The organism is Marinobacter sp. RI1 (assembly GCF_041155085.1).
In the GTDB taxonomy this organism is placed as follows: Bacteria; Pseudomonadota; Gammaproteobacteria; order Pseudomonadales; family Oleiphilaceae; genus Marinobacter; species Marinobacter nauticus.
In genome coordinates this window covers 1,766,723-1,790,368 of sequence record NZ_AP031605.1, presented here as the reverse complement: position 1 = coordinate 1,790,368, position 23,646 = coordinate 1,766,723, and the positions used below count along the sequence as shown (strand labels likewise).

Annotated in this window: 22 protein-coding genes; 12 read left to right on the top strand and 10 right to left on the bottom strand. The window is 58.1% G+C overall.

Annotated elements, in window-relative coordinates:
* Window positions 1–225: 225 nt before the first annotated feature.
* From miaB to lnt, 5 genes are all read left to right on the top strand, one after another.
* Window positions 226–1,572 carry a tRNA (N6-isopentenyl adenosine(37)-C2)-methylthiotransferase MiaB gene (miaB, locus tag ACAM27_RS08065; RefSeq protein ID WP_014422125.1) on the top strand — a complete coding sequence of 449 codons (1,347 nt, stop codon included), beginning with the start codon at window positions 226–228 and terminating at the stop codon, window positions 1,570–1,572.
* A gap of 449 nt (window positions 1,573–2,021) precedes the next feature.
* The gene (locus tag ACAM27_RS08060) at window positions 2,022–3,008 is read left to right on the top strand and encodes a PhoH family protein (protein ID WP_023011116.1); all 987 of its coding nucleotides are present in this window, start codon (window positions 2,022–2,024) and stop codon (window positions 3,006–3,008) included.
* Entirely contained in the window at window positions 3,005–3,478 is a 474-nt protein-coding gene (ybeY, locus tag ACAM27_RS08055; RefSeq protein ID WP_369612809.1) for an rRNA maturation RNase YbeY, read from the top strand. The genes ACAM27_RS08060 and ybeY overlap by 4 nt, the downstream gene beginning before the upstream one ends.
* Window positions 3,475–4,320: an HlyC/CorC family transporter gene (locus tag ACAM27_RS08050; protein ID WP_369612808.1), complete on the top strand. Its 846-nt coding sequence runs from the start codon at window positions 3,475–3,477 to the stop codon at window positions 4,318–4,320. Before ybeY ends, ACAM27_RS08050 begins: the two co-directional genes overlap by 4 nt.
* The gene (lnt, locus tag ACAM27_RS08045; RefSeq protein WP_369612807.1) at window positions 4,310–5,854 is read left to right on the top strand and encodes an apolipoprotein N-acyltransferase; all 1,545 of its coding nucleotides are present in this window, start codon (window positions 4,310–4,312) and stop codon (window positions 5,852–5,854) included. The genes ACAM27_RS08050 and lnt overlap by 11 nt, the downstream gene beginning before the upstream one ends.
* A 49-nt stretch (window positions 5,855–5,903) precedes the next feature.
* Here the strand turns inward: lnt and ACAM27_RS08040 are convergent, their stop codons facing one another.
* Window positions 5,904–6,452, bottom strand: coding sequence for a zinc ribbon-containing protein (locus ACAM27_RS08040; RefSeq protein ID WP_022991399.1), 549 nt, complete (start codon window positions 6,450–6,452; stop codon window positions 5,904–5,906).
* Window positions 6,453–6,603: 151 nt separating this feature from the next.
* On the opposite strand from ACAM27_RS08040, the gene leuS reads away from it, so the two are divergent.
* The 5 genes from leuS (at window position 6,604) to ACAM27_RS08015 (ending at window position 11,968) form a co-directional block, all read left to right on the top strand.
* Window positions 6,604–9,189 carry a leucine--tRNA ligase gene (gene leuS, locus ACAM27_RS08035; protein WP_369612869.1) on the top strand — a complete coding sequence of 862 codons (2,586 nt, stop codon included), beginning with the start codon at window positions 6,604–6,606 and terminating at the stop codon, window positions 9,187–9,189.
* A gap of 1 nt (window position 9,190) precedes the next feature.
* Window positions 9,191–9,766, top strand: coding sequence for an LPS assembly lipoprotein LptE (lptE, locus tag ACAM27_RS08030; RefSeq protein ID WP_369612806.1), 576 nt, complete (start codon window positions 9,191–9,193; stop codon window positions 9,764–9,766).
* Window positions 9,763–10,776: a DNA polymerase III subunit delta gene (holA, locus tag ACAM27_RS08025; RefSeq protein WP_014422132.1), complete on the top strand. Its 1,014-nt coding sequence runs from the start codon at window positions 9,763–9,765 to the stop codon at window positions 10,774–10,776. The genes lptE and holA overlap by 4 nt, the downstream gene beginning before the upstream one ends.
* Before the next feature lie 103 nt (window positions 10,777–10,879).
* Window positions 10,880–11,143: a hypothetical protein gene (locus tag ACAM27_RS08020; RefSeq protein ID WP_014422133.1), complete on the top strand. Its 264-nt coding sequence runs from the start codon at window positions 10,880–10,882 to the stop codon at window positions 11,141–11,143.
* Window positions 11,144–11,332: 189 nt separating this feature from the next.
* Complete coding sequence (locus tag ACAM27_RS08015) at window positions 11,333–11,968, top strand: endonuclease (protein ID WP_222534424.1); 636 nt, start codon at window positions 11,333–11,335, stop codon at window positions 11,966–11,968.
* A 202-nt stretch (window positions 11,969–12,170) separates the two neighbouring features.
* Here the strand turns inward: ACAM27_RS08015 and ACAM27_RS08010 are convergent, their stop codons facing one another.
* From ACAM27_RS08010 to bioB, 8 genes are all read right to left on the bottom strand, one after another.
* Window positions 12,171–13,961 carry an acyl-CoA dehydrogenase C-terminal domain-containing protein gene (locus ACAM27_RS08010; RefSeq protein WP_113880012.1) on the bottom strand — a complete coding sequence of 597 codons (1,791 nt, stop codon included), beginning with the start codon at window positions 13,959–13,961 and terminating at the stop codon, window positions 12,171–12,173.
* A gap of 220 nt (window positions 13,962–14,181) precedes the next feature.
* On the bottom strand, window positions 14,182–15,981 hold the full coding sequence (locus tag ACAM27_RS08005; protein ID WP_014422136.1) for an acyl-CoA dehydrogenase C-terminal domain-containing protein: 1,800 nt from the start codon (window positions 15,979–15,981) through the stop codon (window positions 14,182–14,184).
* Between the two features lie 249 nt (window positions 15,982–16,230).
* Window positions 16,231–16,947: a putative metalloprotease CJM1_0395 family protein gene (locus tag ACAM27_RS08000; RefSeq protein WP_222534426.1), complete on the bottom strand. Its 717-nt coding sequence runs from the start codon at window positions 16,945–16,947 to the stop codon at window positions 16,231–16,233.
* Window positions 16,948–16,958: 11 nt separating this feature from the next.
* Window positions 16,959–17,204 carry a flagellar basal body rod C-terminal domain-containing protein gene (locus ACAM27_RS07995; protein ID WP_011786197.1) on the bottom strand — a complete coding sequence of 82 codons (246 nt, stop codon included), beginning with the start codon at window positions 17,202–17,204 and terminating at the stop codon, window positions 16,959–16,961.
* A gap of 51 nt (window positions 17,205–17,255) precedes the next feature.
* Window positions 17,256–17,960, bottom strand: coding sequence for a dethiobiotin synthase (bioD, locus tag ACAM27_RS07990; protein ID WP_222534427.1), 705 nt, complete (start codon window positions 17,958–17,960; stop codon window positions 17,256–17,258).
* A gap of 182 nt (window positions 17,961–18,142) precedes the next feature.
* Window positions 18,143–18,961, bottom strand: a complete 819-nt coding sequence (gene bioC, locus ACAM27_RS07985; RefSeq protein WP_222534428.1) for a malonyl-ACP O-methyltransferase BioC — start codon at window positions 18,959–18,961, stop codon at window positions 18,143–18,145.
* On the bottom strand, window positions 18,958–20,142 hold the full coding sequence (gene bioF / locus ACAM27_RS07980; RefSeq protein WP_222534429.1) for an 8-amino-7-oxononanoate synthase: 1,185 nt from the start codon (window positions 20,140–20,142) through the stop codon (window positions 18,958–18,960). Before bioF ends, bioC begins: the two co-directional genes overlap by 4 nt.
* Before the next feature lie 6 nt (window positions 20,143–20,148).
* Window positions 20,149–21,207 carry a biotin synthase BioB gene (bioB, locus tag ACAM27_RS07975; RefSeq protein ID WP_014422142.1) on the bottom strand — a complete coding sequence of 353 codons (1,059 nt, stop codon included), beginning with the start codon at window positions 21,205–21,207 and terminating at the stop codon, window positions 20,149–20,151.
* A 51-nt stretch (window positions 21,208–21,258) separates the two neighbouring features.
* Between bioB and ACAM27_RS07970 the strand changes: the two genes are divergently transcribed.
* The gene (locus tag ACAM27_RS07970; RefSeq protein ID WP_031210194.1) at window positions 21,259–21,987 is read left to right on the top strand and encodes a ComF family protein; all 729 of its coding nucleotides are present in this window, start codon (window positions 21,259–21,261) and stop codon (window positions 21,985–21,987) included.
* Here the strand turns inward: ACAM27_RS07970 and ACAM27_RS07965 are convergent, their stop codons facing one another.
* Entirely contained in the window at window positions 21,988–23,100 is a 1,113-nt protein-coding gene (locus tag ACAM27_RS07965; protein WP_023009092.1) for an NAD(P)/FAD-dependent oxidoreductase, read from the bottom strand. It lies immediately after the preceding gene.
* Between the two features lie 123 nt (window positions 23,101–23,223).
* Here ACAM27_RS07965 and ACAM27_RS07960 point away from each other — a divergent pair, with 123 nt between their 5' ends.
* Entirely contained in the window at window positions 23,224–23,646 is a 423-nt protein-coding gene (locus ACAM27_RS07960) for a hypothetical protein (protein WP_022991410.1), read from the top strand.

Genomic DNA, 23,646 nt, shown 5'->3' with positions numbered 1-23,646 from the left:
CATGGATGGCCTGAGAGAAGCGCACATGGATGTGCTCGTAGCGGTTTTTGGAAAGCCCACCCCAAAAGCCTTCATGCACATAAGCGGCGAATAATAGCACAGAGCCAAATGAGGAATACCGAGACAACGGTGGTTGAAGTTTAAGCACCCCGTTATAATACGCAGTCCATTTTTGCCAGCGCCCCACTCCACCCCGGCGCCAACACACCAAACTACGTGAGACCCATGGCCAAGAAGCTGTACATCAAAACCCACGGCTGCCAAATGAACGAGTACGACTCTGCCCGCATGGCAGACCTGCTCAAAACCGGCGAAGCGGTCGAAGTCACCGACAACGCCGATGACGCCGACATCCTGCTGCTGAACACCTGCTCCATCCGCGAAAAAGCCCAGGAGAAAGTGTTTCACCAGCTTGGCCGCTGGAAAAGTCTCAAAACCAAAAAACCCGACCTGATCATCGGCGTCGGCGGCTGCGTCGCCAGCCAGGAAGGCCAGGCCATCATCGACCGGGCGCCCTACGTGGATATGGTATTCGGCCCGCAAACCCTGCATCGCCTGCCCGACATGATCACCGAGGTACGCACCAAGGGTAATGGCGTTGGCGTGGTCGATGTCAGTTTCCCGGAGATCGAAAAATTCGACAATTTGCCTGAGCCCGGCGCCGACGGCCCCTCTGCGTTTGTCTCCATCATGGAAGGCTGCAGCAAATACTGCACCTTCTGCGTGGTGCCCTACACCCGCGGCGAGGAAGTCAGCCGCCCTGTAGACGATGTCATCGCCGAAGTGGCTCATCTGGCTACCCAGGGAGTGCGGGAAGTGAATCTGCTGGGCCAGAACGTGAACGCTTACCGTGGCGAAACCCACGACGGCGATCAAATGGACCTGGCGGAACTGATCGAAGTCATCGCCACCATCGACGGCATTGATCGCATCCGCTACACCACCTCTCACCCGGTGGAATTCAGCGATGCGCTGATCGAAGTCTACGAGCGGGTTCCCGAACTGGTCAGCCACCTGCACCTGCCGGTACAGAGCGGCTCTGACCGCATCCTCGCAGCGATGAAGCGGGGCCACACGGCGCTGGAGTACAAATCCAAGCTGCGCCGCCTGCGCAAGATCCGCCCGGACATCAGCTTTTCTTCGGATTTCATCATCGGCTTCCCGGGTGAAACCGACAAGGATTTCGAGGACACCATGAAGCTGATCAACGACATCGGCTTCGACATGTCCTTCAGCTTCATCTACAGCGCCCGCCCGGGTACACCGGCGTCTGACTTGCCGGACGATACGCCGATGGAGGTGAAGAAGCAGCGGTTGAGCATTCTTCAGGATCGCCTGAATCAGAATGTGATGGATATCAGCCGGAAGATGGTGGGTTCTACTCAGCGGATTCTGGTGACTGGTTTGTCCAAGAAGGATCCGGGCGAGTATGCGGGGCGTACGGAGAACAACCGTATTGTGAATTTCCGCCACGAGAATCCTGAGGTGGTTGGTCATTTCATCGACGTAGAAATCGTCGAGGCCTACCCGAACTCTCTTCGTGGTGTGCCGGTTAGTTCCGAGTTGTTTTAGGCTTCGGCACCCATGTGCTCTTTGTGTGGCGTTGGGAGGCGGGCTGGATCAGCCTCCCAAAAACCGCTACGAGCACATCCATGTGCGCTTCTCTCCGGCCATCCATGGCCTCCGACATTTTTGGGAGGCTGATCCAGCCCGCCTCCGCATATCATACAGTAGCATGCCAGTAATACCTGGACAGGCTCTCAAATTATTCCAGAGCGCAGAGAAAACCGACGCCGCTGAAATGTTCCTTCGCTTGTTTTTTCTTTTCGAGCCTGCACATAGTCAGAAAGGACGGTGCGTGGTTATGCTTCCACAGACTGTTGAGGGCCAGGGACGGCCCGAAACAAGCGCACAGGGATGTGCTCGTAGCGTGTCTGTGGAAGCATAACCACGCATCGGCCATACTCCACCCATAGAAATGCTGACTCCCAACCAGGGGAGTCCAACGAAACGGAGCAAGATTGAACACTCACGATACCAGACAATTTGACCTGCACCCGGTGGACCAGCGCCGCCTGGCAACCTTGTGCGGACAGTTTGATGAACACCTGAAAATGATCGAGCAGCGCCTGCAAGTGAGAGTTGGCCGGCGCGGGCATCACTTTCGGGTGGAAGGCAGCACTGAAAACGTAGCGGCGGCAACTGAGGTTATCCGGCATCTGTACCGGGAAACCGAGGCCAGTGATGACATACCGCCCGATACCGTGCACCTGTTCATCCGCGAAACCGGCCTGGAACGGCTGCCGGATGATGTGCCTTACGATGAAGGCCAGGTCACTGTTATCAAGACACCGAAGCTGACCGCCAAACCCCGTGGCCGGAATCAGCAGAAGTATGTGCATAACATTCGCACCCACGACATCAACTTCGGCATCGGGCCCGCGGGTACCGGTAAGACGTGGTTGGCAGTGGCTTGTGCTGTCGAGGCTCTGAAAGACGAGCAGGTGAAGCGTATTCTGCTGGTTCGGCCGGCGGTGGAGGCCGGCGAGAAGCTGGGCTTTTTGCCTGGCGATCTGGCCCAGAAGGTGGACCCGTACCTGCGCCCGCTCTACGACGCACTATACGAAATGCTGGGATTCGATCAGGTCACCCGCCTGATCGAGAAAAGCGTGATCGAGATTGCACCCCTGGCATTCATGCGCGGCCGCACCCTGAACAACTCGTTTATTATTCTGGACGAAAGCCAGAATACCACCCGGGAGCAGATGAAGATGTTCCTGACCCGGATAGGCTTTGGCTCTACCGCGGTCATTACCGGCGATACCACCCAGGTGGACCTGCCCCGCGGACAGAATTCCGGGCTGATTCATGCCGCCAGCGTGTTGAGCAAGGTCCCGGGTATTGGCTTTACCCGTTTCGACGCCAAGGATGTGGTGCGTCACCCCCTGGTTCAACGCATTGTTGAAGCCTACGATTCTTTCAACGACGGGAGTGCCACAGGCCAATGAGCAAGGTAACTGTGGACCTTCAGATGGCGTTTGAAGGCACGGGCGTACCCAGCGAGGCGTTGTTTGAAGCCTGGGCAGAGGCGGCGTGGCAGGATGAGAATCCAACCGAAGTAACCATCCGTATTGTCGATAACGACGAGAGCCGTGAGCTGAATGACCAGTACCGGGGCAAGGACAAGCCTACCAATGTTTTGTCCTTCCCATTTGAAGCACCAGCGGGTATAACGGTGCCATTGGCCGGAGATCTCGTGATTTGCGCGCCAGTTGTTGAACAGGAAGCGCGGGAGCAGAGCAAAGACGCTGTCGCCCACTGGGCCCATATGGTGGTGCACGGTATGTTGCATCTCCAGGGCTACGATCATATTGAAGATAATGAAGCCGAGGTCATGGAAGCCCTCGAGATCCGGCTGCTGGCGCAGCTCGGATTTGCTAACCCTTACGAAGCAGAGGAAACGGAACCAGACTCATGAGCGACGATCAGTCGAGTCGCAGTCAGGGCAACAAGTCCTGGCTGGAGCGTATATCACAGGCCTTTTCCAGCGAGCCTGAGTCCGTCGAGGACGTGCTGGAAATCCTGCGGGATGCTGAATCCCAGAGCATTATTGATGCTGATTCCATGAGCATCATTGAAGGCGCCATGCAGGTGATCGACATGCGAGTGGACGAGATCATGATCCCCCGCTCCCAGATGATCACCGTAAAGGCATCTCAGGAACCCAAAGAGTTCCTGCCCGAGATTATGTCTTCCGCCCATAGCCGCTTTCCGGTCATCGGCGAGAGCCAGGATGACGTCATCGGGGTACTGCTGGCGAAAGACCTGCTTCCTCTTGCCCTCAACAACGATCTGAACTGGAACCGCATCCGCGAAATCCTGCGGCCGCCCACCTTTGTTCCCGAAAGCAAGCGTTTGAACCAGCTGCTCAAGGAGTTCAAGGAAAATCGCAATCACATGGCGATTGTGGTGGATGAGTATGGCGGAACCGCCGGTCTTATCACCATCGAAGACGTGCTGGAACAGATCGTCGGTGAAATCGAAGACGAACATGACTTCGATGAGGAGACCCATATCAAGGCCCGGGGCGACGGGACCTTTGCGGTGAAGGCCGTGACGCCCATCGATGATTTCAACGAATTCTTCGAGACAGACATGGACGAAGAAGAGTTCGATACCATTGGCGGCCTGGTACTGAAAGAATTTGGACACCTGCCCAGACGGGGCGAAACGGTTGAATTCGGCGGCTTGCAGTTTACTATTGCCAACGCCGATAACCGAGTCATCCGTCTGTTGCAGGTAACCCGCAGTGAGTCATGATCCACAGCACCCGCCACTGAAACTCCCGTTCACCACCCGAAAATGGCTGGGCGCCGCAATCCTTGTGATTGCCGGCGCTCTGCAAACACTGACCTTCTCGCCATTCTATCTGTGGTGGCTGGGGCCCTTGTCGGTGTTTCTGATCCTGCTGGTCACCGTGCACCAGGCGCCGGACAAGCTGTTCCGCTCCGGCTGGCTGGCCGGGCTTGGTCTCTTCGCCTCCGGTGCCAGCTGGATTTACGTCAGCATCAGCGAACACGGCAATACCTCGGTACCTCTGGCCATTGTACTCATGGTCCTGTTTATTGCCGGGCTGGCCCTGTTCCATGGGCTGGCGTTCTGGTTCTGGGGCAAACTCGCCAAAGACAGCGCACCACGCCGACTCTTGCTGTTCCCTGCCATCTGGATTCTGGGTGACTGGCTGCGCGGCTGGCTGCTGACCGGTTTCCCATGGCTTTATCTGGGCACCGCCCATACCGACGGCCCCCTGGCCGGGCTGGCGCCGCTGACTGGCGTGCATGGCATTACCTTCTGGATCACCGTTACCGCAGTGGCTACTTACGGCGCCTGGTGGCTGTTCAAACTTGACAGGAAGGTCACTGCTGGAGCCATTCTGGTAGCAGCCCTGCTGCCCTGGTTGATCGCCCCGGCCATGAACAAAGCTGACTGGACCGAGCTCAGCGAAGAACCCGTCAGCTTTGCTGCGATGCAGGGCAACATACCGCAACAGATCAAGTGGGATCCTGATTTCCTGCGCGATCAGATTGTGGCTTATCTCGGCATGACCGATGCGCACTGGCAAACCGACCTGATCCTCTGGCCAGAGACAGCCATCCCCATTCCTCAGGACCAGGCTGGCAAGGTCATTGATCATATCCGGGAACAGTTAGGGGAAAACAGCACGCTGATCACCGGCATCCCCTGGTATGGCTACAGCGGCCAGATTGAAGACTACACCTTCCACAACAGCATTATGGCCATCGGCAATGGCGAGGGCATGTACCACAAACAGAAGCTAGTGCCCTTTGGCGAATATGTGCCACTTCAGGGTCTGCTGCGGGGGCTGATCGGTTTCTTTGACCTGCCCATGAGTAGCTTCACGCCTGGGCCAGAGCAGCAAGCGCCGCTGGTCGCCAATGGCATGAAAATCACCCCTTACATCTGCTATGAAGTGGCCTACCCCGATTTCGTGGCATTCAATGCCCGCAACACCGATCTGCTGCTGACGATCAGTAACGACGGCTGGTTCGGTGATTCCATCGGTCCGCTGCAACATCTGCAGCTTGCCCGCATGAGAGCCCTGGAAACCGGCCGCTATATGCTGCGGGGCACCAACAACGGTGTCACTGCGATCATCAATCACAAGGGCGAGATTACCGAGCGCATCCCCCAGTTCGAGCGCGCGGTACTGACCGGTGAGGTATTTACGGCAACCGGGAGCACACCCTACATGCAAACAGGATCCTGGCCGGTGCTGACGCTGGCGATCATCCTGATTGTGTTCATCCGAGAACGGGTGATTCCGAAAAACTGAGCGCCTTGAGCCTGCTGCTCAGATGGCTTGCAGGCTCGAGACGATGGCTTCAGCTTTCTTTCGGTGGCCAGCGGCTGGTTACCCGCTCAAAGTAATGGGAGCCGCAGGCCTCGCAGGGATGCAGGTGGCTGGTCTTGGTCAGACAAAGCATGTGGCTGCAGTTCATGCACCGGAACATACCCGCCGTGGCCACTTCACCGGAGATGTAGTGACTGACGTCCTGATTCTCCAGCTTCTGCTTCAATTCCAGAGTATCAACTAGGGTCTGATCGGCCACCGAGAGAAGCCGGTCTGCCAGGGTGTGTTCCAGTAACGCGATATCCAGTTGCAGCCATTCTCCCAGGCCTTCCCCGGTCTCCTCCACGAAATGCAACAGGTGCTCCAGATCCCGCTGAAGATACGCCCCGAGCAGATCCGCTTCTTCCCGGGTCATTTCCTCGACCTCGTATTCCACTTCTATCGCTTTCTGAACTTCTTCCTCCAGCGTCTGCAACGACGTTTCCTGTAGCTCATGCAGGCGTGTCTGTACCCGCTCAAGCATTCGGTCGTAGACCTCAAGGGCTTTTCCGGAGAGGTGACTGCGTTCTGGCTCGCTCATTTGGGCTCCTTATCTGCACCTTTCACCATACTCTCAGTCTGGCACAAACCCGCAGAATTGGCAGACTACCTGTTAAGCCGCGTGTGCGTTAGAATGTTCGGCCTTTTCTCGAACATCCTTTTCACACAGGGTACTTTTGGCAATGGCAGGAATGGACGAACAATACAACCCACGTGAAGTAGAACAGACCGCCCGCACTTTCTGGGAAACCAACGAGACCTTCAAGGTCAAGGAAGAGCCGGGCAAGCCCAAGTACTACTGTCTGTCCATGTTCCCCTACCCCAGCGGCAAGCTACACATGGGCCACGTTCGCAACTACACCATCGGCGACGTGATTTCCCGCTACCAGCGCATGCAGGGCAAGAATGTGATGCAGCCTATGGGCTGGGACGCGTTTGGACTGCCTGCCGAAAATGCCGCGATTGCCAACAAGTCTGCACCGGCCAAGTGGACTCGCTCCAACATTGATTACATGAAGAACCAGCTCAAGCAGCTGGGGTTTGGCTACGACTGGAGCCGCGAACTGGCCACCTGCGACCCGGAATACTACCGCTGGGAACAGTGGTTCTTCGCCCGCCTCTACGAGAAGGGCCTGGTGTACAAGAAGATGTCCACCGTGAACTGGGACCCGGTTGACCAGACCGTACTGGCCAACGAGCAGGTGGTTGACGGTCGGGGCTGGCGCTCCGGTGCGCTGGTCGAACAGAAAAAAATTCCGCAGTGGTTCATTCGCATTACCGACTACGCGGAAGAACTGCTGAACGATCTGGAAGACATGGAAGGCTGGCCCGAGCAGGTCAAGACCATGCAGCGCAACTGGATCGGCAAATCGGTAGGGACCGAGCTGACCTTCCCGCTGAAAGAGCAGGAAGGCGGTCTGACGGTTTACACCACCCGCCCGGACACGCTGATGGGCGTCAGCTACATGGCAGTCGCCGCTGAGCACCCTCTGGCCAAGGCGGCGGCCGAGCGCCACCGCGATGTGGCCGAGTTTGTCGACCAGTGCCGTAACAGCAAGGTGGCCGAAGCCGAGCTGGCGACCATGGAAAAGAAAGGTATAGATACCGGCTTCAAGGCCATTCACCCGCTGACCCAGGAAGAAATCCCGGTCTGGGTCGCCAACTTTGTACTTACGGACTACGGCACTGGTGCGCTGATGGCGGTTCCCGGCCATGATGAACGGGATCACGAATTTGCCGTCAAGTACAAGCTGCCCATCAAACAGGTGATTGCACCGAACGACAGCCGCGATATCGATATCCAGGAGCAGGCCTTCACCGAGAAAGGCGTTCTGGTGTCCTCCGGCAAATACAGCGGCCTGACCAGCGAAGAGGCGTTTGAGGAAATTGCGGATTACCTTGAAGCCCAGGGCATCGGCAAACGTACCGTGAACTACCGTCTGCGTGACTGGGGTGTGTCCCGGCAGCGCTACTGGGGGGCGCCCATCCCGATGATGACGCTGGAAGACGGCACCGAGATGCCGGTACCGGATGACCAGCTCCCGGTTCGTCTGCCCGAAGACGTTGAAATGGACGGCGTCCAGTCGCCGATCAAGGCCGACCCGGACTGGTGCAAGACCGAATACAACGGCCAGCCAGCCACCCTGGAAACCGATACCTTCGATACCTTCATGGAGTCCTCCTGGTATTACGCCCGTTTCTGCAGCCCGAACTACGACAAGGGCATGCTGGATCCGGCCGCCGCCAATTACTGGCTTCCAGTCGACCAGTACATCGGCGGCATTGAGCACGCGATTCTGCACCTGCTGTATGCCCGGTTCTTCCACAAGCTGCTGCGCGACGTTGGTCTGGTGAACAGTTCCGAGCCATTCAAGCGCCTGCTGACCCAGGGCATGGTTCTGGCCGAGACCTACTACCGCAATGAAGCAAATGGCGGTAAAACCTGGTACAACCCGGCCGATGTGACGGTTGAGCGCGATGGCAAGGGCCAGGTAGTGCGAGCGGTGCTGAAATCGGACGGCGAGCCTGTGGAAATCGGTGGCGTTACCAAAATGTCCAAATCCAAGAACAACGGCATCGATCCCCAGGCCATCATCGATCAGCACGGTGCCGACACTGTGCGGTTGTTCATGATGTTTGCGGCACCACCTGAGCAGTCGCTGGAGTGGTCCGACAGCGGCGTTGAGGGCGCCCATCGCTTCCTCAAACGCCTCTGGCGGATGGTCAATGAGCATACCGCCAGTGGCGAAGCTCCGGCGGTTGATCCTGCCAGCCTCAATGGTGCTCAGAAAGACCTGCGCCGCAAGACCCATGAAACCATCGCCAAAGTCAGCGATGACATCAGCCGCCGCCTGACCTTCAACACCGCCATCGCGGCTGTCATGGAACTGCTCAACGAAGTGGGCAGGCTCAGCGATGACGAGCCGCAAACCCGCGCAGTGCGTCAGGAAGCCCTGGATACCGCCGTGCTGGTGCTTTCCCCAATTGTGCCGCACATCTGTCACAACCTGTGGCAGGCCCTCGGTCACTCTGACACGGTGGTCGACGCCTCCTGGCCGGTTGCCGACGAAAGCGCCATGGTTCGTAGCGAAATCGAGGTGGTTCTGCAGGTGAACGGCAAGGTCCGGGCCAAGGAGAACGTACCGGCGGATATTGGCAAGGCAGATCTGGAGAAGCTTGCCCTGGAGAACGAAAACGTCATGCGTTTCACCGACGGCAAGACCGTACGAAAAGTGATCGTTGTGCCTGGCAAACTCGTGAACGTGGTGGCTAACTAAGATGCCCTGCCCTGCCCCTGAACTGAAAAAGCTGGGCCTTCTGGCACTGCTTGCCTCGCTGCTCACCCTGACCGGCTGTGGCTTTCAGTTACGGGGCAGCTCCCCCGTTCCGGCTGCCCTGCAACCCCTGGCTATTGACTGCCCGTCCTCCCTGCCCGGACAGTTCTGCCAGTCTCTGCGTGAGCAGCTGGAGCTCGGTGGCATCGAGCTGCGGAATCCGGGCCATGCAGACTACCTGCTGCGCCTGTCGGACTACCGCCAAGACCGCCGGGCTTCAGCCATTACCGCACAGGCAGCGGCGGCTGAGTACATTCTGCGCCACACGGTCGCCATGGAGCTGGTGACCAAGGACCAGATCCCGCTGATTGCCACCACCGACCTGAACGCCAGTGAAACCTACCGCTACGACGAGACCAATGTACTCGCCAAACAGCGCGAGGAAGACGAATTGCGGCAACAATTGGGCGATCGCCTTGCCCAACAAGTTATCTTCCGGCTGGCGCCTATGTCCCGACAACGAATTGATGCCCTGGTTCAGGAACACACCGCCGATGGTGAGGAGCCTGAATCACCATGAAAACCCAGCCCGGCCAACTCCCGCAACTTCTGAAGAAAGGCCTGGCTTCGGTTTACCTGATCTCCGGCGATGAACCCCTGCTGGTTCAGGAATGCTGTGACCAGATCCGCGCCGCCGCCCGTGAAGCTGGCTATCTGGACCGGCTCACCTTTCACGCAGACAATCAGTTCGACTGGAATACGGTTGCTGACGAATGCAACGCCCTGTCTCTGTTCGCTGAAAAACGTCGCATTGAGATTCATCTGCCCACCGGCAAACTCGGGGATGGCCGCCGGGTTCTGGAGCAGGTACTGCAATCCCCGCCAGAGGACGTCATTCTCCTGCTGATCAGCGCCAGACTGGATGCCGCCGAAACCAAACGCAAATGGTACAAGGAACTTCAGGGCCACGGCGTGCACGTTCCGCTCTGGCCGGTCGAGGGAGACAAGTTTCCCGGATGGTTGCAGCAACGGGCCACCGCAAAAGGCCTCAGCCTGACCCGTGGAGCACTCGGTATTCTTGCAGAGCGCCTGGAGGGCAACCTGCTGGCCGCCAGTCAGGAGCTGGACCGCCTGACACTGCTCACCAACGGCAAAACCATCGATGAAGAAACCGTAGAGCAGGCCGTGCAGGACAGCGCCAGGTTCAACGGCTTTGAACTGGTTACTGAACTGCTATCCGGTAAAGCTGTCCACGCCTGCCGCATGATCGGGGTGCTGGAGCAGGAGGGCGAAAACCCTCTTGGACTACTCACTGTGCTCGTTCGTGACCTTCATCTGATTGTTGAGCTCAAGACCGCCTTGCCCGGTGGAGAAAACCCCGCGGGCTTTCTGAAAAAGCGCGGCGTTTTCCAGCCAAAGCGCTCGTCCGCCGTCCAGCAAGCGGCTCGAAGACTTTCACTGGCCCAGTTACACCAGGCAATCAACCTTTGTAGTCTGATTGATCGGGCTGCCAAGGGCTTCGATGATCTTTCCCCCTGGCATCACCTCCGGGATCTCTCCCTTATTCTGGCCGGCAAGCGGGCCAGCTGATCTGAATCAAAGCGGGATAACACCGGCCCACTCAGGGACTTGACACTTTTTCACGTTCGGGCGCATTGTAGAACTCCCAACTCATCAGGGAAGGAGAAATACCATGAGTCTGCAAGACGATTTCAACAAGCTGTCCGACAAGATCAAGCAATATCGTGACGAGGCGCGCGTTCAGTTGCACCTTGCAAGGGAAGATGTAAAAGACGAATGGGACGATCTGGAGCAGGATTGGGATCGGTTCCGGTCAAAGCTGGATCAGATTTTCCATGATGCCGAGAATGCCAGCAATGAGGCGAGGGAAACTGCTCGCAAGCTGGGAGAGGATCTGAAAACCGGTTACCAGAACATCCGTAACAAACTGAAATAAAGCGTTAACTGGTTAACAAATAAACACATCTCTCCGTAAACAGAGGCTTTTGTCTCACTGCCTCTGTGCCATACTTCACAGTAAAAACTGAACAGTTCGTCATAATTTCGTCGAACTGTTCATTTTGCCATCAACTAGCCGTCTGGCTGGCCACGGCGTATGACACGTGCTGTGAGGTATAACGGTCATATGAAAAAAATAATCGCACTCTCCGTCACCCTGACTTTCTCACTTACCACCGGCATGGTCGTGGGCCAGAATACCCGTTTCAGTGATCCTCAAACGGTCATTGATAGTGAATTCTGGGGTAACCTGTATGCCGACGGCGGCTCGTCGTTCTTCTGTAATGCGCCCTTCACTGGCAAGGGCTTTGTCATGACCGATGGCTACGTTTACCCCCTAGCCGACATTCGCACTGCCCTGGACTGCGGAACCACCTCCCAGTGCCGCCAGGACAATCGCTATCGGCAAATTACGTCTGATCTTCATAACATGGTACCGGTACGAACCCGCGTTGAAATGCGGCGGCGTAACGCCCGGTATGAGAATCTTGGCGAGACCACGGGCGCCGATGATTGCGGGATTCGTGAAAGCGCCCAGTTCTTTGAACCGCCAGAGCGGGTTAAAGGCGACGTTGCCCGCACCATGGCCTATATGGTAGATACTTATGGCCTGCCCTGGCTGGGGGCCACGCCGGTGTTCAAAGGCTGGAGCAAACTGGATCCCCCGGATGACCGGGAGTTGAGCCGGCATAAGCGAATTGCCGAAATTCAGGGCAATGAGAATCCGTTTGTAGTGAATCCTGGGCTGATAGAACGTCTATAGACTGACGCAAGCCAGGAGGCGGGGTAGAGCTTCCCGAAACACGCTGTAAATACTTCCATGTACGCTCTGTTCCGCCATCCCTGGCTCCACAAGGTTTCGGAAAGCTCTACCCCACCTCCTGGCCCAAACCTGAATTAATAGCATCCATAAAAAAAGCAGGCCATCAAGGCCTGCTTTTTTCATTTCTGCTTCAGAAATCTGATCAGATTTCGTTAGCAGCCGGCGCCATCATGGCGTCGCTGCCACTGCGAATGCCTTCGGCCAGAGACACGGTCTTTGGCAACAGGCGGTCGAAGTAGAAGCGAGCGGTCTTGACTTTACCGGTATAGAAGCCAGAGGTATCGCCCTCGGCTTTCGGAGCGGCAGCTTTGACCACTTTGGCCCACATGTACGCCAGAGCGGTGTAGCCGAACATATCGAGGTAATCGACGGCTGCGGCACCAATGGCTTCAGGGTTGTTAGCCGCCTGGTTCACCACGTGCTCGGTAACGTCTGACAGGCGCTCCAGGGAGGCCGCCAGCGGCTCAAGATAGGGGCGCAGAGCTTCGTCGCTGCTGTTGGCCTCGATGAAGGCAGCAACGTCCTGGGCGAACAGTTCGTAGAGTTTGCCCTGGCTACCCACCACTTTACGGCCCATCAGGTCCATGGCCTGGATGCCGTTGGTACCCTCGTAGATCTGGGTGATGCGGCAGTCACGTACCAGCTGTTCCTGGCCCCACTCGCGGATGAAGCCGTGGCCACCAAAGACCTGCTGGCCGATGATGGTGGTGTCCAGACCGCGATCGGTCAGGAAGGCCTTGGCGACCGGCGTCAGCAGGGCAACCATGCCTTCGGCATGCTTGCGCTGTTCGTCGTTGTCGGAATACTTGGAGATATCCAGCCACTGGGCGACGTAGGTAGAGAAGGCACGACCACCCTCTACGTAGCTCTTCATGGTCATCAGCATGCGGCGCACGTCCGGGTGTACCAGAATCGGGTCAGCGGCTTTTTCAGGCTGCTGGGCACCGGTCGGCGCACGGCTCTGGATACGCTCGTTGGCGTATTCACGGGCGCTCTGCAGGGAGGCTTCAGCAGCGCCGATACCCTGAATGCCAACGCCCAGGCGCTCGTAGTTCATCATGGTGAACATGGCGGCCAGGCCTTTGTTTTCTTCACCAACCAGCCAGCCTTTGGCACCGTCAAAGTTCATCACGCAGGTGGCGGAGCCTTTGATACCCATCTTCTTCTCGATGGAACCACAGCTGAACTGGTTACGCTCGCCCAGGGAACCGTCGTCGTTCACCATGAACTTGGGCACCAGGAACAAGGAAATACCCTTCGGGCCCTTCGGCGCGTCCGGCAGTTTAGCCAGCACCAGGTGGATAATGTTCTCCGCCATGTCGTGCTCGCCCCAAGTGATGAAGATCTTGGTGCCGGTGATGTTGAAGGAGCCGTCGTCGTTCGGCTCAGCTTTGGTCCGGATAATACCCAGATCGGTACCGGCGTGAGGCTCGGTCAGATCCATGGCGCCAGACCAGACGCCTGAGTACATGTTTGGCAGATACTTTTCTTTCAGCTCCTGGCTGCCGTGGGCATCCAGGGCCAGGCAGGCGCCGGCGGTCAGCATCGGAGCCAGGCCGAAGGCCATGTTGGCGCCCTGCATCATTTCTTCAAACTGGGCTACCAGTGTTTTCGGCATGCCCATGCCGCCGAAGTCCGGGTTACCACCCAGACCGTTCCAGCCACCTTCCACGATGGTCTGGTAGGCTTCTTTGAAGCCTTCCGGAGTGGAAACCTCGCCTTCGTTCCACTTACAGCCCTGTTCGTCGGCTTCACGGTTCAGGGGCGCCAGTACGCCGCTGGTGATCTTGCCCGCTTCTTCAAGGATGGCGTCAGCGGTGTCGGGGTCTACGTTTTCTGCAATCTTTGGCAGTGACGCCCACAGGGAGGGTGCGTCAAACACTTCGTTCAGAACGAAACGCATGTCACGAAGGGGTGCCTGATAATCAGCCATGTAAAACTCTCCAGAAATTCAGTCAGTCACTTGGGGGGCGGTGTTGATGCCTCTTCTGTTGGAGGTCGGAGCCCACCCGCTCGGCTATGTGTCCGAAACAAGGTTGTTGTTCTATGGCGCGCTATTCTACCTCAAAACACGCCGGCAACTCATGAAAAAAGCCCGCCTCCTGCGGGAGAACGGGCTTTCTCTGTGCCATCAACCAGATAGCAACCCCGCCTTAGATAGCGAAGGCTTCTTCCGGCATGTCCAGCAGGCTGTCTGCACCGGCCAGCATGGTTTCTGCGTGGGTCCGGGTGCGCGGCAGCAGACGCTTGAAGTAGAAGCGTGCAGACTGAACCTTGGCGTTGTAGAACATCTCCTCAGAGGTGCCTTCGGCCATCTTGTCCAGTGCTACCTTGGCCATGCGGGCCCACAGGTAAGCGAATACCGCGTAACCGGAGTACATCAGGTAATCCACAGCAGCGGCACCGACTTCCTCGCGGTTCTTCATGGCGGTCATACCAACCTTCATGGTCAGATCGCCCCACTCCTTGTTGATCGCAGCCAGCGGCTCGATAAATTCTTTCAGCTGCTCGTTGTCGGCGTTCTCTTTGCAGAAGACGTGAACCTGCTTGGTGAACACTTTCAGAGCTTCGCCCTGGGTCATCAGAACCTTACGGCCCAGCAGATCCAGCGCCTGGATACCAGTGGTACCCTCGTAGATCATGCCGATGCGGGAATCACGAACGTTCTGCTCCATGCCCCACTCGGTGATGAAGCCGTGGCCACCAAAGACCTGCATACCCAGGTTGGCAGACTCGTAACCGATCTCGGTCAGGAATGCCTTGGCGATCGGGGTCAGGAAGCCCAGCAGCGCGTCTGCGTGCTTGCGCTCTTCCTCGGTCTTGCCAGAGTGAACCACGTCCACTTGCTGGCCAGCCAGGTAGATCAGGGCGCGGGCGCCTTCAGCCACAACCTTCTGGGTCAGCAGCATGCGGCGTACGTCCGGGTGCACGATGATCGGGTCAGCGATGCCGTCCGGATTCTTAGGACCGCTCAGGGAACGCATAGCCAGACGCTCCTTGGCGTAGGCCAGGGAACCCTGGAAGCCCAGCTCGGCAGAACCCAGGCCCTGTATGGCAGTACCGATACGGGCAGTGTTCATGAACGTGAACATGCAGTTCAGGCCTTTGTTCTCCGGCCCGATCAGCCAGCCCTTGGCGCCGTCGAAGTTCATCACACAGGTCGCGTTACCGTGGATACCCATCTTGTGCTCCAGGGAGCCACAGGAAACGGCGTTGCGCTCACCGGCAGAGCCGTCTTCGTTCGGCAACTGCTTGGGCACGATAAACAGGGAGATCCCCTTGGTGCCTTCCGGTGCGCCCGGCAGACGAGCCAGTACGATGTGGACGATGTTCTCGGCCATGTCGTGCTCACCGGCAGAGATAAAGATTTTGGTACCGGTGATGCTGTAGCTGCCGTCAGCGTTCGGCTCGGCCTTGGTACGCAGGGTGCCCAGGTCAGAACCACAGTGCGGCTCGGTCAGACACATGGTGCCGGTCCACTCGCCGCTGATCAGTTTGGTCAGGTAGGTCTGCTTCTGCTCTTCGGTGCCGTGGGCTTCGATGGTGTTGGTGGCGCCGTGGCTCAGACCCGGGTACATGCCCCAGGACCAGTTGGAGGTACCAACCATTTCACTGATAACCAGGCCGATGGAATGCGGCAGGCCCTGGCCACCGTAGTTGGGATCGGCAGTCATGGACGGCCAGCCACCTTCAACATACTGCTGGTACGCTTCTTTGAAGCCGGTCGGGGTTTTCACGCCGTCTTCGCTCCAGGTACAGCCTTCCTGGTCACCCACCTGGTTCAGCGGAGACAGTACCTGCTCACAGAATTTCGCACCTTCCTGGATAATGGCATCGACCATATCCGGAGTTGCATCTTCGGCACCTTCCAGATTGGCGTAGTGCTGCTCGCTGTTCAGCAGCTCGTTCATTACGAATTTAATGTCACGCAGGGGCGCTTTGTATTCAGGCATGGAATCCACCTCGGTTCTGGGTCTCAGCTGAAACGGGTTTACAGCTTCTGGCCTCGGGTTTGCTCAGACACCATGATGCAGCGCATCACGGCCTTAATTAAACACTTGTTTGAAACATACGTTTTGGGGCACAGAATTGTCAATAGCCTTGACTGAAATTTGTGTTGATTTTGTGTTCGATCAGTAAATTTTCAGGGCAGAAGTGCCGGGGCAGGATCGGAAGACGAAAAGAAAGACAAGACAGAGAAATCAGGCGAACAGGGAGGTCACAGACTCGGAGTAGCGGGAGTCGCCAGCCATGGCAGACACATTGCGGTAGCTCTCTTCCGCCTCGCGGGAACGGGCACTGCGAGCATCACCCTGGCTTCCCTCAACACGGGCAGAGGCTTCCGCCGTCCGGGATTCGCCCTCACCTGCCGCCAGCTCCGACTGTGCCTGCAACATGGTCTGCATGGCCTGGGCGGCAACAGCGCGATCCTGACCGGAGGGCTGGGCAGGCGCCATGGCAGCAGCCCGCACCACGCGCATTTTTTCAATGGTGGCCTGAGGATCCCCCGCCACCGGCGAAACATCAATGGGAACTTCACCGCCTACCGCATACTGGGCGCCATCCGGCCCTCGCTGGTAGGTAAACGACATAGCACCCGCGTACTGCCCACCAGCAGCCTGATGCGCCGCCTCGTGAGCACGCACTTCCCTGTCCCGGGCTTTGAGGTCAGTCAGCTGCTTCAGCTCTTCATCGGTCAGGCCTTGCGGATTCTCGCCCGCGTCGGAGCGTGATTCGGAAGACTGGTCGGATTTTCGTCCTTCGGAAGACTGCTCAACCGATTTTGAGGTTGATGAAGTATCGCCACTGGCAGGCTTTTCACCGGAAGCCTCCGGTGTTCGGCCACTGCCTGCGACCGGCGTGGACGCACCGGTGGGAGAGCCGGAGAAGATGGGAGCGATTGAGGAGAATACGTTCACAGAAACCTGGCTCAGGCGCGAATATCCAGCAGGGTACCCAGCGTTTCATCAGCGGTTTTAACGACCTGAGCAGAGGCCTCGACGCTGCGCTCGTATAGTTTCAGGTCGATCATGGGTTCCACCAGATTTCCAGCGCCCTCCGCTGAGCCCTGAGGACCGTCAACGCCACCTCGGGCAATTTTCCGGGCCGCGTTCTCCATGCCCACCATGCCGTCCTGGATACCCTGAATCCCGATAGCAAGTGTGTTGTTGATCATGAGCAGCCATTCCTGTGACGAACCTTTGACCTGATTAACTCACATTTCTGGTCAATTTTCAATCAGTGGTGTGATATTCAGATACCGAGGCAGGATCGCCGGCATCTCGGCGGTATCGGTATTTTCCAACCAGGGAAGCACACCGAGGCAAGGGGCGCCGAGGTGGGTGGACAGGTAGTTCAGGGTATCCTGTTCGCAACTCATCACCTGTTCTTCGGGATGGTTACCTACCCAGCCTGCAACAACCAGTCCGTCGGCGCGAATCGCTTCGGCGCTGAGCATGGCATGATTGATACACCCCAGTTGCAGCGGCACAACCAGTATCACCGGCAGTTTCAACTCTCCCGGCACCGCTGCGTAGGTTTCTCGATCATTGAGTGGTACTCGCCAGCCACCGGCGCCTTCGATCAGCAGAAGATCGGCGGGGCGGATCTGCATGCCACGACAAAACCCGACGATTCGCTGGGCGGTGACCTGTTTTCCGGCCTGCTGGGCAGCTACGTGGGGGGCAATGGCTGGTTCCAGGGCGATGGGGTTGATGGTGTCGTACGGAAGTTTTTCGGTGATGGCGGCCTGCAACATCAGGGCGTCTTCGTTTCTCAGGCCTTCAGGTGTCTGGTCGCAGCCGGAAGCGATAGGCTTCATGGCCAGGGTACGTTTGCCGGCGGCTTTGGCTGCCTCGAGAATGGCGGCGGAGACAATGGTTTTGCCGACGCCGGTGTCGGTGCCTGTAACGAAGAAAGTATGTTTCGCCATGCTTTATATTCCTACTTTTGGCGCAAGCGAGGGTGCCACTTCTCCTTCCAGGACACGCTACAAGCACATCCATGTGCGCTTGTTTCGGGCCGTCCTTGGCCCTCAACAGTCCTGGAAGGAGAAATGGCACCCTCGCCCAAATGTTTCAGAGGAAGTCCAACCACTAAATACGAACAGCTCAACTAACCAACCCAATACGCCCAAGCCGCACAGTACCCAGCCTCAACGACGTTGTCAGCTCGCGTCGGATAGGCACGACACATCGCCCGAAAACGCCCCGGCGCTGTCACCGTCCGCCGGCGCTCTTCGCCTTTAAACACCGCACCGAGTTCTTTCAACTCACGATTGAGGTGCATTGGTGACTGGTACGGCAGTGAGATGGTTTCAGTAACCTGTTTTGCGTTTGGCAGAACCGTCTCCACGAGCGCTTTCCACTGTGCTTCCGGAACAAACCGGTTTACGTGCGCCTGTCCCGGATCGGCCTCGGCCCAGGCCTGCTTCAATTCAGACAAGGTGCCGTCTAGCAGTGTCGATATGGCCAGTCGTCCGCCAGGCCTGAGAATTCTGCGGCACTCCCGAAGGATCAGTTCCGGCCGGGCGCTCCACTGAATCATCAGATTACTGAAAACAAGGTCAACGCTGTTATCGGCCAGCGGAAGTTGTTCGGCATCGGCGTGCAACCAGTGGATCGATCCCGGGCCACGATTAGCAGCCTCTGCCAGCATGCCAGGTGAAAGGTCTGCGCCGGTAACCACCGAGTTCGGGTATTGCTCCGCTAACTTCCGGCTAAACCAGCCGGTTCCGCAGCCTAGATCAAGAACCGATTCGGGCACCGTGCTGTCGGCAAGCTCGGCAAGCATGGAGTCGCCCATGATTTTCTGTAGGCGGGAGGCACCATCATAGGTGGCACTGGCGCCACCGAAGCCGCGAGCAATCGACTGCTTGGTTCCGGTTCCGCCCTCAACAGGAGCCGTTGGCTCTATTCGGGTATAGATGGTCATAGCACTGGCTCCCGGGCCACGGCCTCACTCAGGATGGAACGGCTCTTCGCCAGGGCCCGCAGCAACCGGTCAACATCCGCTTCCGTGTGGGCGGCGCTGAGCGTAACCCGCAAGCGGGCCTCGCCCTCCGGCACCGTGGGCGGTCGGATGGCCGTTACCAGCAGACCCTCATTCTCCAGTGCACGGCTGAGCGCCAGCGCGGTCCAGTTATCTCCGATCATGATGGGCTGAATGGGCGTTCGGGATGGCATCAGCTCATAACCCAGATCCTGAGCACCTGCCCTGAATTGCTGAATCAACGCGTCAAGATGAGCGCGTCGCTCATCACCGCTCTCAACAGCATCCAGGCTGGCGCAGGTTGCCGCGGCCAGTGCCGGCGGCATGGCGGTGGTGTAGATATAGGTCCGGGCCTTCTGTACCAGGTAGTCAATCAACACGTCAGAGCCAGCGACAAAGGCCCCGGAGGTTCCCACGCCCTTGCCCAGAGTACCGATCAACACCGGCACATCCTCCTGGCACAACCCGGCTTCCAGCACGCTCCCCCGGCCCTGTGGCCCGAGAACACCAATGCCATGGGCATCGTCCACCACCAGAAGCGCATCGTGAGCCTTACAGACGCGAGCCAGTTCCGTGAGTGGCGCAATGTCTCCGTCCATGCTGAACACGCCATCGGTAACCACCAGTTTGTGGCCGGAGGTTGCTGAGAGCATGGCTTCCAACGCGGCCACATCACCGTGAGCATAGCGGCGCACGCGGGCGCGGCTGAGAATGCAGCCGTCAATGATCGAAGCGTGATTCAGTCGATCCGAGAAAATGGTATCGCCACGGCCCGCCAGTGCGGAAATGACACCCATGTTTGCCATGTACCCGGTGGAAAAAAACAGCGCCGAACTCCGCCGAGTGAACGCTGCCAGCCTCTGCTCAAGGCGATGATGGGTCTCGTGGTGGCCGCAAACCAGATGCGAAGCAGCTCCGCCCAGGCCGACCTCCGGCAGCGCCTGCTCCAGCGCCCGCATGTTTTCGCCATGACTGGCCAGGCCCAGATAGTCGTTACTGCAGAACGACAGCAACGACCGGCCATCCGCCGTCAGCGTCGGCTGCTGGGGGCCGGCGATCAGGCGGCGGGTTCTGTACAACCCGGCCTGCTTTCGTTCTTCTATCTCTTTGGCGAAGTCACGCATGCGGAATCACGCAGACTCCCGGGTCGCGTCGTAAAACATGTGCCGTGTGGCCTCATATTCCACCGCCTCGGCAATGGCCTCTTCCTCCTGCTCCTCGGTCGCGCACTGCTCCCGCTGCTCCGGCCGGATGCCCAGCTTGCGGAACAACTGCATGTCCGCATCCGCCTCCGGGTTCGAGGTGGTCAGCAGTTTCTCACCGTAGAAAATGGAGTTGGCTCCCGCCATGAAACAGAGTGCCTGCATCTGCTCATTCATCTGCTCACGGCCCGCGGACAAACGTACATGGGAAGCCGGCATCATGATTCGGGCGACGGCGATAATGCGAATGAAATCAAATGGGTCCAGGTCTTCCACATCTTCCAGCGGCGTCCCCTTCACCTTCACCAGCATGTTCACCGGCACGCTCTCCGGGTGCTGGGGTAAATTGGCAAGCTGAACCAGCAGACCGACGCGGTCATCCTCATCCTCACCCATACCCATGATGCCGCCACAACAAACCTTCATACCGGCCTTGCGCACATTGTCGAGCGTATCCAGGCGGTCCTGGTAGGTACGGGTCGTGATGATGTGGTTATAGTATTTCTCGGAGGTATCCAGGTTGTGGTTGTAGTAATCCAGGCCAGCGTCTGCCAACTCCCTGGCTTCCTCTTCTTTGAGCATGCCCAGTGTCATACAGGTTTCCAGGCCCAGGGATTTCACCTGGCGGACCATATCCAGAACGTAGGGCATGTCTTTCTTTGACGGGCTACGCCAGGCGGCACCCATACAGAACCGGGATGCCCCTTTTTCTCTGGCAACGCGGGCCTCAGCCACCACCTTCTCGATTTCCAGCAGCTTCTCCTTTTCAAGCCCGGTGTTGTAATGACCACTCTGCGGGCAATACTTGCAGTCTTCAGGGCAGGCACCGGTCTTGATGGAGAGCAGCGTGCTCACCTGAACCTCATTCGGGTCAAAGTGCTCCCGGTGGATGCTCTGGGCGCGAAACAGAAGATCATTGAACGGAAGATTGAAAAGCTCGCGAGCTTCCTGAAGCGTCCAGTCGTGACGGGTAGCGGTGGCAGTCATGTGAGAGTCCTGTTAACCTTTCCGGGATTTTTGGTTTACGGATAAACCGCGATGATAAACGGACTGATCTCGCTGTCAACCTCGACAAAGGTTAAGGTTAACAGCTCAAGACGCGCCGGACGCTGCGTCATCTGCCTCGCAGGCGCTGCCCAGGATGGCCTTTGCCAGGACTGCCGGAACGACCTGCCCGCCAACCGCTGGTGCTGTCTGACCTGCGCTCTGCCCTTGCCCTTTCCAACCCCGGATGGACATTGCGGCGAATGCCTGGCTTCACCACCGCGTTATAGCCGCTCGCTGATCCCCTGGCGTTACCAGTTCCCGGTTGATGGCATGATCGGCCGCTACAAATACCACGGCCAGCACAAATTCGCGCGACCATTACTGGCGGGTTTTACCGACTACATTGAGCATCATCTGGCAGCCGAGGGCCGGCCGCAGGTTCTGATCCCCGCCCCCATGCACTGGACCCGGCGCTGGCAACGGGGCTTCAATCAGGCCCAGGATATTGCCGAGGCGGTGGGAAGGCGGCTGGACCTGCCTGTCAACGCCCGTCTGGTGCGACGAACGCGACGGGTTCACGCACAACGGAAACTGAACCGGACAAGCCGACTGGCCAATCTTCAGGGGCTGTTTGAGGTTACCGGACCGGTGCCGGCAAACATCGCCATTGTTGATGACGTGGTCACTACCGGAGCCACCGTTCGCGAGCTGGCCTCGGTGCTCACCAGAGCGGGAGCGAAGGAAATCCAGGTCTGGGCACTGGCGCGTACACCCGGCTGATCAATTGGCGAGTTCTGTCAGTACGTGTCCGGCGATGGCCAGACACGAGGTGAGTCCGGGCGACTCAATCCCGAACAGATTGACCAGGCCGTCAACACCATGTTTCTCAGGGCCATCGATGCGGAAATCGGCAAAGCCGCCATCCGGGCCCGCCAGTTTAGGGCGAATGCCCGCATAAGCCGGCTGCAGACGGGCCTCGTCCAGGGACGGCCACCAGCGCCGGATACTGTCGGCAAATCCACGAACACGCTGCGGATCGACCCGATAGCTTTCTTCGTCAATCCATTCCACATCCGGCCCAAACCTGGCCTGACCAGCCAGATCGAGAGTCAGATGAATGCCAAGCCCACCGGGTTCGGGCATGGGATAGATCAGAGTATTGAATGGATGGCGGCCACTGAAGCTGAAATAAACACCCCGGGCCAACCATTGTTTCGGCCTCGCACACTCGGGCAACCCCGACCATAGCCCCGCAAGTGCTGGGGCGCCAAGTCCAGCAGCATTAACCACTTCCCGAGCCTTCAGCAACAGATCTCCGGTCCCACCCACCTTCAGAACATGCCCCTCCGGACCGGATTCGGCAGACACCACCGGACTGTTCAACGCAATCTGACCACCGGCGTCTTCCAGATCACCCTGCAGCGCCAGCATCAGGCCATGACTGTCTACGATCCCGGTTTGCGAAGACCAGAGCCCGGCAGTGGCCTGGATTGAGGGCAATTGGCACGCCATCGCAGTGCCCTCATATAACGCCAGGGACACACCGTTTCGGCCCGCCTGCGCCTGAATGCCAACAAGACGTTCGGCCTGCGCGGCGTCACTGGCAATGATCCACTTCCCGCATTTTCGATGCATAACCTTATGGCTGACACAATATTCATAAAGCTGCTGCCGGCCTTCCACGCAAAATCGAGCCTTGAGGGAATGCTCCGGGTAGTAGATACCGGCATGAATGACTTCGCTGTTGCGGGAGGATATGCCTTCACCAATGGCGGCACCGGCTTCCAGCACCAGCACCTCTCTCCCCGAACGGGCCAGCGCACGCGCAATGGCAAGTCCTACTACGCCGGCGCCGATTACTACGGTCTGTATACTGAACTGCTCCTGAGCCACTCCGCATTCCTCTACCCTGCTCTCTGGCAGGGAAATTACCGCAGATCAACGCTGGTTGCATTACCTGCCCGCCAAGAACCGTTATACTTGCCCCAAGACAGAACGAACGCATGGAGCCTGGCGATGTCTGATAGAAAACAGTTTATTACCGTTATGGTGGTTGCCGCGCTTTTTGTTGGCTGGATTGGCTGGCGTGGCTTTGAAGTGACCCACCTGAACGCGCAACTGAAGGAAGACAGAGTCGTCGCCGGTTACCCGTACCAGCACCGCGTATTGAGGGTTGAGGGAGATACTGCCGTCATCAGTTCTCTTCGGTCCCACTCGGTATCAACCCAGAAGGCCCTGACCGCCGTATTCCCCGGCATGCGCCATCTGGCAGACACCCATCGCGACTGGCAGAAAGCAGAACGGGAGCTTGCCCAGGTTCAGGCCAGAGCCGGGGATCTCGTCCTGGCCACGGGTCGGGTCAACCGCATTCGCTGGGAGCTGGACGAAAACTGGTACCATTTGCAATCCATGAAAACCCGATACGACACCACATTCTGA

Coding starts and splice junctions, on each gene's coding strand:
- miaB (WP_014422125.1), top strand. CDS start 226: ATGGCCAAGAAGCTGTACATCAAAACCCACGGCTGCCAAATGAACGAG.
- ybeY (WP_369612809.1), top strand. CDS start 3,005: ATGAGCAAGGTAACTGTGGACCTTCAGATGGCGTTTGAAGGCACGGGC.
- ACAM27_RS08050 (WP_369612808.1), top strand. CDS start 3,475: ATGAGCGACGATCAGTCGAGTCGCAGTCAGGGCAACAAGTCCTGGCTG.
- ACAM27_RS08040 (WP_022991399.1), bottom strand. CDS start 6,452: ATGAGCGAGCCAGAACGCAGTCACCTCTCCGGAAAAGCCCTTGAGGTC.
- leuS (WP_369612869.1), top strand. CDS start 6,604: ATGGACGAACAATACAACCCACGTGAAGTAGAACAGACCGCCCGCACT.
- lptE (WP_369612806.1), top strand. CDS start 9,191: ATGCCCTGCCCTGCCCCTGAACTGAAAAAGCTGGGCCTTCTGGCACTG.
- holA (WP_014422132.1), top strand. CDS start 9,763: ATGAAAACCCAGCCCGGCCAACTCCCGCAACTTCTGAAGAAAGGCCTG.
- ACAM27_RS08020 (WP_014422133.1), top strand. CDS start 10,880: ATGAGTCTGCAAGACGATTTCAACAAGCTGTCCGACAAGATCAAGCAA.
- ACAM27_RS08015 (WP_222534424.1), top strand. CDS start 11,333: ATGAAAAAAATAATCGCACTCTCCGTCACCCTGACTTTCTCACTTACC.
- ACAM27_RS08010 (WP_113880012.1), bottom strand. CDS start 13,961: ATGGCTGATTATCAGGCACCCCTTCGTGACATGCGTTTCGTTCTGAAC.
- ACAM27_RS08005 (WP_014422136.1), bottom strand. CDS start 15,981: ATGCCTGAATACAAAGCGCCCCTGCGTGACATTAAATTCGTAATGAAC.
- ACAM27_RS07995 (WP_011786197.1), bottom strand. CDS start 17,204: ATGATCAACAACACACTTGCTATCGGGATTCAGGGTATCCAGGACGGC.
- bioD (WP_222534427.1), bottom strand. CDS start 17,960: ATGGCGAAACATACTTTCTTCGTTACAGGCACCGACACCGGCGTCGGC.
- bioC (WP_222534428.1), bottom strand. CDS start 18,961: ATGACCATCTATACCCGAATAGAGCCAACGGCTCCTGTTGAGGGCGGA.
- bioF (WP_222534429.1), bottom strand. CDS start 20,142: ATGCGTGACTTCGCCAAAGAGATAGAAGAACGAAAGCAGGCCGGGTTG.
- bioB (WP_014422142.1), bottom strand. CDS start 21,207: ATGACTGCCACCGCTACCCGTCACGACTGGACGCTTCAGGAAGCTCGC.
- ACAM27_RS07970 (WP_031210194.1), top strand. CDS start 21,259: ATGATAAACGGACTGATCTCGCTGTCAACCTCGACAAAGGTTAAGGTT.
- ACAM27_RS07960 (WP_022991410.1), top strand. CDS start 23,224: ATGTCTGATAGAAAACAGTTTATTACCGTTATGGTGGTTGCCGCGCTT.